Origin of the sequence: Vibrio sp. MM46 (genome assembly GCF_027587135.1) — a bacterium.
GTDB classification, from domain to species: domain Bacteria; phylum Pseudomonadota; class Gammaproteobacteria; order Enterobacterales; family Vibrionaceae; genus Vibrio; species Vibrio harveyi.
Map to the genome: position 1 here is coordinate 376987 of NZ_JAPPTO010000002.1, position 15655 is coordinate 392641.

Below are 15655 nucleotides of genomic sequence, written 5' to 3' on the forward strand. Positions count from 1 at the left end.
CGGAGGCTGCATGCTGGAAGCAATCAGTCTGTTTTTCGGAGCATTTCTGGATGCGACGATTGGACCTAATCTCTTTGTCCCGGGCGAGCCGTTTTTGCTCGCTGCGGGCTATCAATTGCACCAAGGTGTGATTTGGGGCGTTGTCGCCGTTTTGTTGGGCGGTTGGGTTGGCGATCAACTCAGTTACTTTATTGGTAAGCGTTCTGGCTCTAAAGCACAGAAGAAGCTGATTCGTTGGCAAGCCAAGACAAGGCGTCCAATCGCTCGTTGTCGTTTGTTGATGAAAAAACGCGGCAATGCCATTTTGATCTTTGCACGCTTACTCGGACCTGTTGCTTGGGTCGTGCCATTTATGGCGGGTACTGCGAATGTGAGTTGGAAGCGTTTTACTGTCTGTTCATCAATTGGATTGATACTTGGTGTTGGGCAATTTGTCGTTGCTGGGTATTTGCTTGCTGCGGGTCTTAACACATGGATTCCACTTGATTCCATAAAGTTCATCCTTGTTGAGCATAAGCTTCTTATTGCCTCAGTACTCATCGCTTCTGTATTCGCTCTTGTGGCTTGGAAGAAAAACTGGTCACGTAAATGGACAAAATCCCTAACGGCTTTAGTGTTATGTTTAGTTGCTGCGAATTATGGACACTTTTTCTATCTAGCAGATGACAATATTGAACAACCCGGCGTTACTGAAAATCAATCGATAGTCCTTAATGATATCGGCTTTAAGGTTTATCCGGGGCGCTCGAATGTGTTTGACGCTCAGGCAGTCAACTTGGTGTACGTCGGAGAATCCCCGCGAAGCCTAATGCAAGAGCTCGGCTGGCTAGAGAATCAAACCTTTTCAAGAAACGACATTGAATTGGCAGACTATGTGAGCTTATTGAAGCAGAAGCTGCCGCCCGTTTCTGATTTGTTTTGGAATGGCAAGCCACAGTCGATGGCATTCCAAGAGCCCGGAAGTTTGTTAAAACGCTCTCATGTTCGCTGGTGGCAAGCAGGGTTAGAATCAAAGTCTGGTCAACCGATTTGGGTCGGAGCGATTAGTTACGATGACGGTCTCAAGTTGGCGCATTACTCGGGTATTGTGACGGTGTTGCATCGAATAGATCCTAATGTGGACAGCGAAAGAGACCGTCTAGCGAATCAAATTGAAGTCAGTCATTTAGCGCTAGTCGGAGAGTTACATTCGTTAGCGCAACCTGTCGCAATGGATAGTAAGCACGACTATTATTCGGATGGGAATGTGCTGTTGATTAGTGAACCATCGCTAGCATTAAACTTACCCAATCAAAGCGCTATTTAGATATACCCAAGCATCTTGAGGTTACTTGGGTATATAAAAATGGCACCTAGCGAATAAATCGATAAGTGCCATTTTAAAGTAATACTGTGAGTGACTGATGTAAGCTGACTTAAGCGCGGCTCTTTTGCAGAATCAAGGTGGCTTTTAACCCTCCCATTTTACTCTCTGATAATTCAAGTTGACCGCGGTAACTGTGCGCCATTTCACTGACAATGTTTAAACCTAAACCGGATCCTGGCGTTGTTTCATCCAGACGGTAGCCACGCTTTATTACTTGGCATAATTGCTCAGGAGGAATACCCGGACCATCGTCTTCAACAATGATATGAATGTTGTCTTTATCTAACGTTGAATGAACACGAATGATGCTGTTCGCCCATTTGTAGCCATTTTCCAGTAAGTTTCCCGCCATTTCATCCAGATCGGTTTTCTCTACGGCGACGTTCAATTCAGAATCAAGCTCGTTAATCAGTGTGACGTCACGATGTGCGTAGACCTTGTCAAACGCCATGGATATGGCATCAACGCGCTCTGAAGGGTTCGATTTCACCGAAAGAATGTTCATTGAACCAGCCATACGAGCGCGACCTAAGTGGTAATCGATGTGTTGTTGGATCTGTGCGATTGGCGCGTTCAAGCGCTCTTGTTCTTCAGGCGTGAAGTTTTGTACTTCGTTTTTTAAAACCGAAAGTGGTGTTTTCAGCGCGTGAGATAAGTTTCCTGCATGATTGCGTGCACGTTCAAGTAACTCTTGATAGTGAAAGAGCAGGGCATTAAGGTCAGAAATCAAAGGTGAGATTTCTTTCGGGTACTCTTCTTCCAAGCCTTTCTTGTTGCCTGACTTCAGTTCGGCTAACTCTCTTTGCAGCTTGGTTAGCGGACTCAATGACCAGGCGATTTGCAGCAAGATAACCGCAAGAACACCAGCAAAGAGCAATCCTAAAATGATCCAAAGCTGCCCGGTTAAAGACTGAATCGTGCCTTCAATTGGATCTTCGTCAATGCCAATGATGACATCAATAGGACCATCGTAGTCCGGTAGATAAAGGGTCTTTTTCAACGTGATAAGTTTTTCATCACGTGCGCCAAAGGCGTCTTTATCCAATCCTTTGTACTCAATTTTCTTATCCCATAGTGAACGCGAACGTTCTAGACTCGTGTCCGTTGATGCGCTCCAGTAAAGACCACTGTATGGACGATTAAATCTTGGGTCGGAAAGTTGAGTAGGAAGGGTGAGTTGACCTTTACTGTCGACTTCGAGCTGGGCGGCAATCTCGTCCATGTAGACATTCAATTGGGAGCGAGTGTCGTCCACCATATAGCTGTAAACTTGGGTTGGGATCGTGACGCCCGCCGCGAGGATCATCGCTGTGAGCCAAACGACCGCCGCTAGCACTAAGCGGCTTTTGATGCTCAGCCGCTTAAGAATGTGCATGGGAAGTTTGCTTCTATTCCGCATTCAATTGATACCCTAAACCGCGGACGGTTTTGATGATTTTTGGGGCGATCTTCTTGCGAATACGACCGATAAACACTTCGATGGTGTTTGAGTCACGGTCGAAGTCTTGCTTGTAGATGTGTTCTACCAACTCGGTACGAGAAATGACTTTTTCTGGGTTGTGCATGAAGTACGCGACCACTTTATATTCTAACGCGGTTAAGCTTACTGCTTGCCCTTGCCACAGCACTTTTGATGAGCGCGTATCTAAACTTAAATCACCAATCTGCATGACAGGTGAGGCGTTACCTGAAGCTCGGCGTAATTGAGCGCGAAGGCGAGCCGTTAGCTCAACCATTTCAAATGGCTTGGTTAGATAATCGTCGGCTCCGGCATTCAAACCCTCAACACGTTGAGATAATGTGTCACGGGCACTCAGAATCACCACAGGTGTATTAATGTTCTCGTCTCGAATGCCTTTCAAGACCGTCAGACCATCGAGCTTTGGCAAACCTAGATCGAGCACAATCGCATCCCATTCTTCAGAGGTCGCACGGTAAAGCGCGTCGATACCGTCTTGAGAAAGCTCTGGCACCCAGCCATTGTTTTCCAACGTTTCTAAAATCTGTTCGCCTAGGCGAGGTTCATCTTCGACAACAAGTATTTTCATATTCTTTCTTCTAATTATGTTTGGATATCGATTACTGCGGCTTAAGAGCTTTATTGAAGTTACGCCCCTTGATCTCAAGCATCTCTAGTGTGGCAGCGTCGTATTCCACTTTTATCACACTGTCATTGAACAAGATTTTCAGCTCGTAAACCCATTCGTCATCGTCTTCTTCGAGTTCTACTTTAATAATACGCCCATACAAATCATTCTCCACTGCTGCGTACATATCGGAGAATGGGCGAATGTAACCTTTTTGAACGGCACGATAGACTTCATCTTGATCTTCATCGAATTCAATTCGAGTTCCCGGTTTCTCAACGTCACGAACGATGGCATGACCGTCTTTTTCATCATGATGATCATGGTGAGATGCAAAACTTGGTGCTGACAATAAAAGTGGCACTAAGCCTAGCAGCACGGGAAGTTTGCGCGGAGTGAAGGAGGTAGACATAGCAAAGCCTTTTTCAATGAGTTACGACGATTATATCGTGCTGTACATGAACAGAAAGTGAATTCGTGAGCATTCGCTTATCTTAGTTCGTCGTCAAAGATCTTATCGCGCAGTTTCCAAAAACGCCCTGACTTTCTAGCAATCACGAATTGTGGCAGACGGAAACGATGCTGGTTTGCCACGACTCTGGTTGGCGACGCCTCTTCAAATGGACGATGTTTGTCAGCAAGGTGAGGGCGTACAAACTGGTCTTTGAAGATTTGCTTCTGTTTTTTGGTATTCAGTGACCAGAATTCGTGAACCAATGCATTTCCTTCTCCTTGATAGGTTTCACCGGAATACGTCACTTTCAACTGTGATTTGCCATCACTGGACTTAAATACTGACAAGTCCATCTCGGTACATTCAAAGATCAGCGCATCTTTTAGGTTCAATGCTTCCTTGAGCTTTTTGTCTGGATCAACCAGCGTGGCATCACACTCATGACAAATACGCGCTGCAATGTCGTTATCAGCGCCACATTCGCCGCAATATTTAGCTCTAAATCGATAACCGCAATGCTCACGTTCTCCGGTCTCATCGTCCTCAAAATATCCTTGGCAACGACGACCAAAGTGCTCCAGCAAAAAGCCATTGCTATCCAGTTTTCCCCAGAAGTTGTTATTAAAGCCGCAAGCGGGGCAAGGGATGGTGATGATTTCGCTAGTGGAATCTGGCTTCGGATCGCCCACTTCAGGCTGATATAAATCATAGCTGTTGCCAGCGTAATCCAGTACGAGACATTCTGATTTGCCTTCCGACAGACGCAAACCACGACCAACAATTTGCTGATACAAGCTGACCGACTCGGTTGGGCGCAGAATCGCGATTAAATCCACATGTGGTGCATCGAAGCCCGTGGTTAAAACGGACACGTTAACCAAGTACTTTATCTCACGATTCTTGAACGACTGAATAATGGCATCGCGCTCTGGTGTTGGCGTGTCACCAATCACAATCGCGGTTTCGCCTTCAGGCAATAAACCATGGATTTCTTGTGCATGGCGAACTGTAGCTGCAAATACCATTACGCCTTTGCGTTCTTTGGCGTATTGAATGATTTGTTCAACGATCTGTGGTGTCGCTCGCTTAGCTTTGTCGATCACCATGTCCATCTCAGCTTCTTTGTATCGACCTGTGTTTGCTGGTTTGAGTTGTGAGAAGTCATAAGATAGGACTGGCGCGTCCATCATGCGAGCTGGTGTTAAGAAGTTTTCATCCAGTAAGTAACGGATAGGGAGTTCGAAGATACAGTCACGGAAAAAGCGTGACTCTTCCGTGCGAACTTGTCCACGGGTGTGATACTGATAGATCCAGCCCATGCCTAAGCGGTATGGGGTTGCGGTTAACCCCAAAACTTTAATGCCTGGGTTGAGTTCTCTTAGGTGCGTGATTACTTTTTGGTAGCTACTGGTTTTTTCGTCTGGCACGCGATGGCATTCATCAATCACTAACAAGGAAAATTGATTCTTGAAAGAGTCCAGATTGCGCACTACTGATTGTACAGAAGCAAACACCACTTGCTGATCGGTTTCTTTACGTCCAAGACCCGCTGAGAATATTGAGCCTTTCAGTCCATAGCCTTCGTACTTAGCGTGGTTCTGTTCCACCAGCTCTTTTACATGAGCAAGTACTAGGACGCGCCCTTTGGCAAGTCTTGCTAGCTCTGCAATGACCAAGCTTTTACCTGCACCTGTAGGCAGCACAATGACTGCTGGTGTGGTGTGTTTACGAAAATAGTGAATCACCGCTTTAACAGAGTCGGCTTGGTATGGTCGAAGGGTGTACATGAAAATCTGTGAAATTGCTCAACTATTCGAATTAGGATCGCTATAATACCCGACCTTAAACATTAGAGGTATTCATGCGTTTAGATAAATATTTGTGTGATGGGCTGGGTGCGACTCGCAAGCAGGCAACGAAGATCATCAAAAGTGGCGAAGTGACCGTTGATGGCGAAGTACAAAAGAGTGGTGCTTTCAAAGTGCCAGAAGGTGGTGTGGTTGAGTGGGAAGGGCGTAAAGTTGGTGCACCTGGTCCCCGTTACATTATGTTGTACAAGCCTGCGGACTTTGTGTGTTCACATGAAGACGGGCATAACCCAACCGCATTCGTGTTGCTTGATGAGCCAAAGGTAGAAAACCTACACTTTGCTGGTCGCTTGGATGTGGACACTACTGGTCTTGTGTTGATCACTGACGATGGTCAATGGTCCCACCGTATTACGTCGCCAAAACACAAATGTGAAAAGACGTACCGCGTATGGCTTGTGGATGCGATTCAACCTGATTACGTTGAAAAGTTTGCCGAAGGTATTGAGTTACGTAATGAACGCGAACCAACATTGCCTGCCCACCTTGAAATTGTAAACGAAGCTGAAAACGAAGTGCTGTTAACGATTGTGGAAGGTAAATACCACCAAGTGAAGCGTATGTTTGCTGCGCTCGGCAACAAGGTTGAACACCTTCACCGTGAGCGTATTGGTTCAATTGTGCTTGATGAAGCGCTTGAGCCGGGTGATTACCGATTCTTAACAGAAGAAGAAGTCGAATCAGTAGTGAAATGATTCACTCTGGTTGGAAGTAATTGCTGTTCTGGGAAATTGTTTAATTCCTGATAGGAACTAGTGTTTTGGTAGGAAATCGCTCAGAATGGGGATTCCTACCAAATAAGTCTTAGTGTCTGAACAAGACGCGCATTCGCCGCTCATAAACGCAGGCAGAACTGTATTTAATCTGAGAAAAGTCTTTTCTCTTGTTGGTCCTTACTGACGATAAGTACAGACGGTGTTAACGTCATCGCCTCTTCGTTTTAGCTCGGTTACTTTTTCGTTCTGCATACTCATCATGCAGGTTTTAGCGTCGAGTTAGGCAAGACCGCCTTGGTATACTTTCGTCTTTTATGATCTTCTCAATAGTAAGGATACTATGCACTGTCTCCGTGATTGTTACGGATTCGGGGTAAGGGAAGCGTCAATCATCTATCTCAATCAATGTGGAATGTTGATGGGAGGACACAACAAGAGGTAAGGCAATGACAGAAAAAGCCCAAAGTGCTCCCCAGTCACAAATCAGTTTTTTATTGTTCCTTGTACTCGGTGCAATTGGTGCGTTGACGCCACTTGCTATCGATATGTATTTGCCGGCTATGCCAACCATCGCTAAAGATCTTGGTGTAACCGCAGGTGCTGTACAGATTACGTTAACGGCTTATACAGCAGGCTTCGCAATAGGTCAGCTGATTCATGGTCCGTTAGCCGACAGCTATGGTCGCCGACCTGTACTCATTTTAGGTGTGCTCTTTTTTGGTTTGGCAGCGGTAGTCAGTGCAACGACTAACGGTATTGATGCGCTTACTTATGTGCGTACGGCACAAGGTTTTGCGGGTGCGGCAGCGGCTGTGATTATCCAAGCGGTTGTACGAGACATGTTTGACCGTGAAGATTTTGCGCGTGCAATGTCATTCGTGACGTTGGTGATCACGATTGCACCTTTGGTTGCACCGATGATTGGTGGTCACCTCGCGATCTGGTTCGGTTGGCGTTCAATCTTTTGGGTGCTCGCTATCTTCGCGGTTGTGGTGATCTTGCTTGTTCTATGGATGATTCCAGAGACATTGAAACCAGAAAACCGTCAGCCATTAAGATTCAGAACCACGATTCGTAACTATGCACGTCTGTGTTCTAACCCTGAAGCGTTAGGGTTAATGCTCTCAGGTGCGTTCTCGTTTTCAGGCATGTTTGCATTCCTGACTGCGGGTTCATTTATATATATCGATTTATACGGTGTTCGGCCAGACCAATTTGGTTACCTATTTGGCTTGAACATTGTGGCAATGATCATCATGACCAGTCTCAATGGTCGCATGGTGAAAAAGGTCGGTTCCCATTTTATGCTGCGCTTCGGTCTAACCATCCAGTTGATTGCTGGTATTGGACTGTTTGCTGGTTGGATGCTTGATCTTGGTTTGTGGGGCATCGTGCCATTTGTAGTGCTGTTTATCGGAACCTTGTCTACGATTGGTAGTAACTCGATGGCGCTGCTGTTAAGTGGCTACCCAACGATGGCAGGCACTGCATCTTCACTTGCTGGTACTCTGCGCTTTGGCACAGGTTCATTGATTGGTGCGCTTGTTGCAGCAATGCCCGGTGGCGTTGCGTGGCCGATGATCGTTGTTATGTTTGCTTGTTCAGTGCTGTCTGCACTGTTTTATTGGACTTTAGGAAGAAAGGCGTAATGTCTAATTACACCAAAGAAATTCAAAATTTAGTTAACGCTGCTTTGGCAGATTTAGACCAAGAGCATCGCTCTGGTAAATTGGCAAATGCACCAGTAGCGAACAATCATTACTTGGTTCGTTGGGTAACCAAGGCGCTGAAGTCACAGCGTTTTGGTCGCACTGTAGGTGATGATCTAACGCGTTGGCAAAAAGCAGGTCGCTCAAAAGGCAACGATGCTGGTTTGCTATTTATCTTTAAACGCATCTCAGGCTTTTACGCGCAGTTTTTCCCTGAAGGTGAAGAGCCTAAAGTGATCAAAGATTCTGACATTGAAGCGTTTCTTGATGCGATGGAGCAAGCGGGCTGGGAAGTGTCAACTTCTGAGCAGTTAGTTGGTTGCGGTAAAGTACAAATCTACACAGAAGGTCAAAACTCACTAGCCTTATGTGCTGACCAGTGTGAAAGCTGTTTTGATGGTGAGCTGTTGGTAAAACCGATGAGTTGGTTTGTTCGCGGTAACCACGCAGAGTTCGTTGAGAAAGCATCGCAAGCAGGTTACATGGTGCACAAGATCACTGACTACAAATCGATGGTGAAATACCACGGTGAGTACCTTATCTTCCCTGCGAACGAAGGCAATCAATTGGCAGAGATTCCACTGTCATTTAAAGCAGACTAATTCATCTATCGCATCATAAAAAATCGGAGCCTGTGCTCCGATTTTTTATATCCGTGACTTATCGATCTTATTTATGGCATGTACATGTCATTCAGTTTAGTCACTTGCTTATGCTTTCTACGCTTGATGAAGTAGTTAGAAACCACACCAAACATCAAGACGAGACCACAGAAGCCGTACACTTGCATGATGGTTGGATCGCTTGACACAAAGCCCGCGTCCGAGAACATCACGTAAGCCCCCAATACCATGTAGATGATGACCGCTGATGCTTCAAAGCGGAACGACCACGGCGTCACATCGATATTCTCATTTACAGGCATTGTGTAGTCTGTTTCACGTGGCATGAAGTGACCAATCGCAAACATCAGAGCAGTACACACGACGAATAGAATCGCCAATTGGTGTAGGAAGTGGATTGGTGTACCAAAGACCAATTGCATCGCTGCGTAGGAGCTTACAAATACGGTTAGCGCGACTTTTGCAGCAATAGCCGGTACACGTTTGGAAATGTAGCCTACAAATACGATGGTGAAGATAGGCACACTAAAGAAGCCCGCAACCATTTGTAGGTATTGGAACAAGCCTTCTGGTGCGTACATGATGAAAGGGGCAATACAGACCGAAATGATCGCAATGATAACGCCGAAGATACGACCTTTCCCGACCAACTCCTCATCCGATTTATCTTTGCCAAATAGTGGCTTGTAAACGTTCAAAGCAAACAAGGTTGTTGAGCTGTTCAGTACACCGTTAAAGGTACTTAGGATTGCGCCGAACATGACCGCAACAAAGAAACCAACAAGCGGCTTAGGCAATACCTCGTTCACCAAGCGTGTGTACATCGTGTCTGGGTTGCCCGCATCTGCGCCAAACATATGGAACGCAATGATGCCCGGAATGATTAGGAAAAGTGGAGAGATAACTTTAATCGCACCCGCGAGAATCACACCTTTCTGACCTTCTTTCAGGTTTTTCGCGCCAAGTGCACGTTGGATAATTGATTGGTCAGTACCCCAGTAGTACAAGTTCACCAGCAATAGACCTGTGAACAGGGTAGAGAACGGCAGTGGGTCGGTCTCTTTACCTACGGATTGCAGCTTTTCTGGTGCGGCAGTCAGCAATACGTCTAAACCTTCCATAAAGTTACCGCCGCCTAATGCCATCAGACCAAATACAGGGATCATCAAACCGCCGGTGATCAAGCCTACGCCGTTGATTGTGTCTGCAATTACCACGGCTTTTAGACCGCCGTAAATCGCATAGAAGAAACCCAGCAAACCGATAGTGGCAGAAATAAGGGCGATAGAGCTGAACTCAGAAATGCCCAGTAAACCTTGCACATCAAAGATTTCGCCCAGCACCACTGCGCCAGCGTAAAGAGTGGTAGGAAGAATGTTGATGACGTATTGGCACAAGAACAACAGGGTAACGAACTTCTTCACTGACATGTCGTACCGGCTTTCTAAGAAGTCTGGAATAGTAGTGATGCCTTGCTTGAGGTAGCGAGGAACAAGCAGCAGCGCAATGATAACCAGTGTAACGCCAGATGCCACTTCCCAGCCCATCACACTCATGTTGTGGGTGTAGGATTGCGCGCTCATGCCAACAAAGCTGGTGGCACTCAGGTTGGTAAGAATCAAAGAGCTGGCAATCAGCCCGCCTGTTAAGCTTCGTCCACCAAGGAAGAAGCCGTCTTGAGAGGTGTTTTTATCGTTTTTAACTTTGCTGTAAGTGAACACCACAACAAAGCCTGTAAACAGCAAGAACGAAAGTAATACTGTAATAGACATTTTGTTTCCTTAACAAGTTAAGCAATTAAGTTTTGCTTGTTAGTTGTAGGGTGTCCCTCTAGCGCGTATAGGAGTGTTTTATCAGGAACAACGCGAAGTTGAAACCCGGTCGCTAGAGGGCACAGATAGAGGTTTAAATTTTCTTAAGGTGTACAATCAGTGCCGATTCAGGGTCGAGAATCGGAAGCGTCACCCCAATTTCCTTTAAGTTATCGCCACTTAGTGCCAGGGTTTTGTCTAACCATTGCGGACGTTGCTTCATCAACTGGAAGCTGGTTTTTGGCATTTCAACAATCTTGACTTCGTAACGGGCGTTTTCATCCGCACAGCTAACGCGAAGTGGAGATGGCAGCGCATGATTTGGCATTGCCAACTGACACACCGTAATCAGCATTTCTTGCCCGTTCTCAACGCCATAGATGTTCTGGTTTTGATCGGCAGGATCGATGCGGAAAGTACGTCCTGAATGCAGCAAATCGCGATACTGTTTGTGCAGTTGAATGTAATGAGCAAACGCTTGTTTTTCTTCCGCGCTTTCTTTTACTGGATCGAGCTCCACACCCATGTGACCACTTAACGCCGTCACGCCACGCATGTTGATCGCATGGCGACGATTGGTTGAGTGACACTCTGCTGGACCAATGTGAGCGCCCATAACTTCAGGTGGGAAGAAGTAGCTCATACCACGTTGAATCGCTTGACGTTCCAGCGCATCGTTACAATCAGAAGCCCAGAAACGGTGAGTGCGTTTAAGGATTTCAAAATCAATACGACCACCACCCGAAGAGCAAGACTCAATTTCAACCGCAGGGTGCGCTGCTTGAAGCTCGTCCAGCAAGCGGTAAAGCGCTTTAGTTTGACCATGCACAGCAGGTTTACCTTGATGCCCCGGTTGAACCAATTCACGGTTCATGTCCCATTTCAGGTAGCCGATGTTGTAACGAGTCAGTAAGTCATTCAAACGTTCAAACAGGTAGTTGAAGCAATCTTGGTTTTGCAAATCCAAGACGTATTGCCAGCGACCGGAGGGCTGGTGGTAGCCTTGCAGACTCAATACCCAATCTGGGTGTTGGCGATATAGATTTGAGTCTTGGCTGACCATCTCTGGCTCAACCCAAAGACCAAACTCCATGCCTTTGTTGTTTACGTGCTCGATGACAGGCTCAAGACCATTTGGGTACTTTGTTTCATCCAAGTACCAGTCACCGAGTGCAGCGCGTTCGCCATCACGACCAATGAACCAACCATCATCAATGATGAAGCGGTCGACACCCATCTCGGCGGCTTCGGTCGCCATCTGCATGATGTATTCAGGTTTATGATCGAAGTAGATGCCTTCCCACGTGTTTAAATGAACAGGACGAGGCTTGTTGTTTGGAAATTGAATAATATTGGCACGAACGAACTCGTGGAATCGCTCTGATATTCCATTCAAACCCGAGTTACTGTATGTCGCGTAAAGCCATGGTGATTGGTAGGTTTCACCGCTTTGTAAGCGCTTTTCACCAGACAGCAGTAGTTCACCTGCTTGAACAAAACGGCGACCGTCGCTACGAACATCGGCACGCAGTTGATGGTTACCACTCCAACCAAGGTGGAAGCCCCAAACTTGCCCCAATTGCTCACTAAAGCCATTGGTGCCCGCGAACAAACCTGGGAAGTTTTCGTGAGAGGTGCGACCGCGGCGGTTTTCTTGCATAAAGCCACCATGCTCAAAGCTCAGACGCTGAGTCTGAAACTCATGACACCAACGCCCGTGGAACGTCATCAGCTCGTTTGCATGGTTAGGAAGTGGCAGAGTAGAGGAGAGCTTACCCAAGCAATACTCACCGGCAGTTGTGTTTGTTACGGTGATGCGTTTTTGTACCACATCACTGTTAAAGTCCAGTTGTAGCTCAATCAATAATTCAAGACCGGCAATGTCATCTTGCAGGGTAAATGTCGCGCTGTTGTCATCGTGCTCTATGGATGTGGTTGTGAACACGGGAGCCCAGTCTTCGCCATTGCGATGTCCCTCAATCCCAGGCGCATTAAAGTGACCACTACCCAGCTCAGGGCAGAGTGATAAAGGTACGTCGACATCAAGACGAGCCTGCGAGATAGGACGTTCGGTTGAGAGCATTAAATCGGGATCGATCTGAGCGATTCTTGCGCCCCAATGAAGGATTTCAGGAACACGATCCACTTTAATGATCATGCTGTGATTCTTGGATTTTAAGTGAACAATTTTTTGCATGTTGTTTCTCTGTTTTCGCAAACATTTAATCTACAAATAATCATGCGCTTGTTTGGTTTTATTTCGATTAAATAGCCGTTTAAATGTGACTTTGAACAGGTTTTAGAACGCGGTTTTGTGTGCTAGATCTGCTGTTTTCGGGAACATTTTTTCATGTTTTTTACGACATTGTTCACGAGAATATTCGAATAAATTTGGTAGAGTGAACAGCAAATCAGAATAGGAGAACGCAGTGGCAGTTACGTTTAAAGATGTTGCACGGTTAGCAGGTGTTTCGACGCAAACCGTATCGCGCGTAACCAACGGCGCGGATAACGTCGCAGAAGAAACACGAAAGCGAGTTAACGACGCAATCAAAAAGCTTGGATACGTGCCGAACAAAGGGGCACAAATGTTGAGCCGAGCGAAGTCGCGGATCATCGGTATTGTCTCTTTGGATATCTCACTGCACGGTGTGGCTCTTATTGCTAATGGCGTGCGCAACCAAGCGCATGAGATGGATTACGCGACGGCGCTGGCAGTGTTAGGTGACAACTCCATTGAGGAATTCCGTGTTGCAATCCGAGAGCTCATTGCCCAACAAGTTGATGCCATTATCATCAACGCCCCAGTAACCAGAGAGATGGCAGAGACCCTAGTGGAGCAGTTCAGTCAGCTCACGCTGGTTTTTATCGATGTACCCGAGGGGACGCCCGTTAATTCTCTCAGTTGTGATCATAAATCTGGGGCAAATTTGGCGATCTCCCATTTGATTGAGCACAAACGCGAATCTTTTGTGTGCATTTCTGGACCAAAGGCATCCACGGCTTCTCAGATTCGTTACCAAGAGTGGCAGTCACAGATTCAGCAGCGTGGACTGATGCAAACGGCATTCTATGAGGGGGACTGGCAAGCAGCCAGTGGCTACAACGCAGTTAAAGACGCCGTGTTAAAAGGTGTATCTTTTGATGCCGTATTAGTCGCAAATGATCAGATGGCGCTTGGTGTGTTATGTGCGCTTTCGGAGGCGGGTATTAATGTCCCTAAAACCGTGTCTGTGGTTGGGTTTGATGGCATTCAAGATAGCCAATTTTTCTCACCCCCTCTGACAACGATTAAGCAAGATTTCAACGAACTTGGACGAAGGGCGGTCAAGTTAGTGCTGAGCCAGATGGAGAAAGGGCAAGGCGTTGTGTCAGAAGTATTGCCTGTCAGCTTGGTTGAACGACAAAGCACATCAGCAAAGGCGGATACACTTTATGACAAGCAAGAAATACTTGCTCATCTAGAAAATATCCGCCGATTATTGCCTTAACCGTCAGGTTGGACTTTGCTTTGGCTTTCCTGCACTTCTGCTTCTTTGGCGATGGCTTTCACCATTCCTTTAAAGATAAATAGGTGCGCGGGCATCATCGCAAACCAGTAAAGTAAGCCCGGAAAGCCTTGTGGGTGCCACCATGCGGTAATGTTGAACTCACGCTCTTCGCCATCGTCTTTAATCGTAATTTCCAAACGACCAAGTCCCGGTCCTTTCATGCCAAAGAACAGTGAGAGGAACTGGTTCTCTTCACAGCGAATGACTTTCCATGAATCAATGAAGTCACCCACCTTAAGCTCTGGTCCTGATGGTGAAACTCGAATAGGTTTCCCACCACCAAAGAAGATATCGAGCCACTCGCGGGTTCGCCAAAGGAGATTGGCAAAGTAATAGCCTTTTTCCGGGCTTCCGATCTTTTGCGCGACTTTCCAAAGTGATTCCGCAGAGGCTTTGGTCTTGATGTTAGCTCCCGCTTGTTTTGGATAGTACCCGTAGCCTGGTTGCCAACGTTTGAGTGCTGCAGGCTCAAATCCCCAAACATTACTGCGCACAAAAGTCCCTTCAGTTGCTATGGTGTCTGTAACGGACTGCTCATAGCTGATCAGCTCTTGAGGGAATCGCTCATGAATGGCTTTGGTATCAGCAATGTAATCGTGTTCCAAACCTGCAAGTAGCGCTTTACCAATACTTGCGGGGACAGATGTCACAATAGCTAACCAATACGATGCCATTTTAGGTGTCAGCAGGGGTGTTGACCAAAGTCGGTAAGGTTTCTTAGTGACCTTACAGATTACTTCAAATTGATCGCGATAACTTAGTGTATCTGGACCACCAACTTCATAAATTTCACTTTCTGTTGGTTTGGTTTCTGCCAATTCAAGCAAATAGTGATTGAGGTTGGGTAGGGCGATTGGGTTGGCTTTGGAGTCTACCCATTTAGGTGCAATTAGAATCGGCAGGTTATAGACAAAGTCGCGCATGATCTCGAATGCCGCAGAACCGGGACCGATAATGACGCCAGCTCTAAGTTCAGTAACAGGCACACCGGCTTGGCGAATGATCTTTCCCGTCGCTTTGCGTGCTGCCAAATGTTGAGAGTTGCCAGTCTGAGGCTGAATTGCACTTAAGTAAATAACGTGTTCTACACGACTTTTCTCAAGGGCATTTTTGAAGTTCTCTGCGAGGTTTAATTCGTATTCAACAAAGTCGTGACCTTGCGCCATACCGTGCACAAGGAAGAACACCAAATCAAAATCATTCACGATTTCGAGCGTCGCTTCTGCTTCGGCGAGGTCTAAATAAGTGAGTGTGAGATTAGGGTGTGGCTGAGTTCGGGATTCTAAATAGTCAATATGACGCGCCGCTGCCGTGACAATGTAACCTTTATCAAGCAGTTGTGGAAGAAGCTGTGAACCAATGTATCCTGAAGCCCCAAGTACCAACACCTTTTTCATTCTGAGTCCTTTTTATTGCTGGTGGATTAGTCACCACTGGGTATAATCATGAGACACTTTTCCCGTTCTATCA

At 46.5% G+C, this 15655-nt stretch carries 12 protein-coding genes; 5 read left to right on the forward strand and 7 right to left on the reverse strand.

Going from position 1 to position 15655, the window contains the following annotated elements; all coding sequences use genetic code 11:
- Nucleotides 1–10: 10 nt before the first annotated feature.
- Entirely contained in the window at nt 11–1306 is a 1296-nt protein-coding gene (locus OH459_RS03695; protein ID WP_009698140.1) for an LssY C-terminal domain-containing protein, read from the forward strand.
- Nucleotides 1307–1415: 109 nt separating this feature from the next.
- On the opposite strand, the gene OH459_RS03700 is transcribed toward OH459_RS03695, so the two are convergent.
- From OH459_RS03700 to OH459_RS03715, 4 genes are all read right to left on the reverse strand, one after another.
- Nucleotides 1416–2765, reverse strand: a complete 1350-nt coding sequence (locus tag OH459_RS03700; RefSeq protein ID WP_017819499.1) for an ATP-binding protein — start codon at nt 2763–2765, stop codon at nt 1416–1418.
- The gene (locus tag OH459_RS03705; RefSeq protein ID WP_005442273.1) at nt 2755–3414 is read right to left on the reverse strand and encodes a response regulator transcription factor; all 660 of its coding nucleotides are present in this window, start codon (nt 3412–3414) and stop codon (nt 2755–2757) included. Before OH459_RS03705 ends, OH459_RS03700 begins: the two co-directional genes overlap by 11 nt.
- Nucleotides 3415–3445: 31 nt before the next feature.
- A complete protein-coding gene (locus OH459_RS03710; RefSeq protein ID WP_005450617.1) occupies nt 3446–3865 on the reverse strand; it encodes a PepSY domain-containing protein in 420 nt (139 codons plus the stop codon).
- 77 nt (nt 3866–3942) lie between these two features.
- Nucleotides 3943–5694, reverse strand: coding sequence for a DEAD/DEAH box helicase (locus OH459_RS03715; protein ID WP_009698138.1), 1752 nt, complete (start codon nt 5692–5694; stop codon nt 3943–3945).
- 74 nt (nt 5695–5768) lie between these two features.
- On the opposite strand from OH459_RS03715, the gene rsuA reads away from it, so the two are divergent.
- The 3 genes from rsuA (at nt 5769) to OH459_RS03730 (ending at nt 8802) form a co-directional block, all read left to right on the forward strand.
- Nucleotides 5769–6470, forward strand: a complete 702-nt coding sequence (gene rsuA / locus OH459_RS03720; RefSeq protein ID WP_050936948.1) for a 16S rRNA pseudouridine(516) synthase RsuA — start codon at nt 5769–5771, stop codon at nt 6468–6470.
- Nucleotides 6471–6937: 467 nt separating this feature from the next.
- Nucleotides 6938–8140, forward strand: a complete 1203-nt coding sequence (locus OH459_RS03725; RefSeq protein ID WP_005450614.1) for a Bcr/CflA family multidrug efflux MFS transporter — start codon at nt 6938–6940, stop codon at nt 8138–8140.
- Nucleotides 8140–8802, forward strand: a complete 663-nt coding sequence (locus OH459_RS03730; RefSeq protein WP_269985719.1) for a DUF2913 family protein — start codon at nt 8140–8142, stop codon at nt 8800–8802. The genes OH459_RS03725 and OH459_RS03730 overlap by 1 nt, the downstream gene beginning before the upstream one ends.
- Before the next feature lie 71 nt (nt 8803–8873).
- Here the strand turns inward: OH459_RS03730 and OH459_RS03735 are convergent, their stop codons facing one another.
- Both OH459_RS03735 and OH459_RS03740 read right to left on the reverse strand, forming a co-directional pair.
- A complete protein-coding gene (locus tag OH459_RS03735) occupies nt 8874–10595 on the reverse strand; it encodes a solute:sodium symporter family transporter (protein ID WP_269985721.1) in 1722 nt (573 codons plus the stop codon).
- 133 nt (nt 10596–10728) lie between these two features.
- Complete coding sequence (locus OH459_RS03740) at nt 10729–12831, reverse strand: alpha-galactosidase (protein ID WP_269985723.1); 2103 nt, start codon at nt 12829–12831, stop codon at nt 10729–10731.
- 232 nt (nt 12832–13063) lie between these two features.
- Between OH459_RS03740 and OH459_RS03745 the strand changes: the two genes are divergently transcribed.
- Nucleotides 13064–14125 carry a LacI family DNA-binding transcriptional regulator gene (locus tag OH459_RS03745; RefSeq protein WP_269985725.1) on the forward strand — a complete coding sequence of 354 codons (1062 nt, stop codon included), beginning with the start codon at nt 13064–13066 and terminating at the stop codon, nt 14123–14125.
- On the opposite strand, the gene OH459_RS03750 is transcribed toward OH459_RS03745, so the two are convergent.
- Nucleotides 14122–15582: a DUF2867 domain-containing protein gene (locus tag OH459_RS03750; protein WP_269985727.1), complete on the reverse strand. Its 1461-nt coding sequence runs from the start codon at nt 15580–15582 to the stop codon at nt 14122–14124. The genes OH459_RS03745 and OH459_RS03750 overlap by 4 nt on opposite strands.
- Nucleotides 15583–15655: the final 73 nt, after the last annotated feature.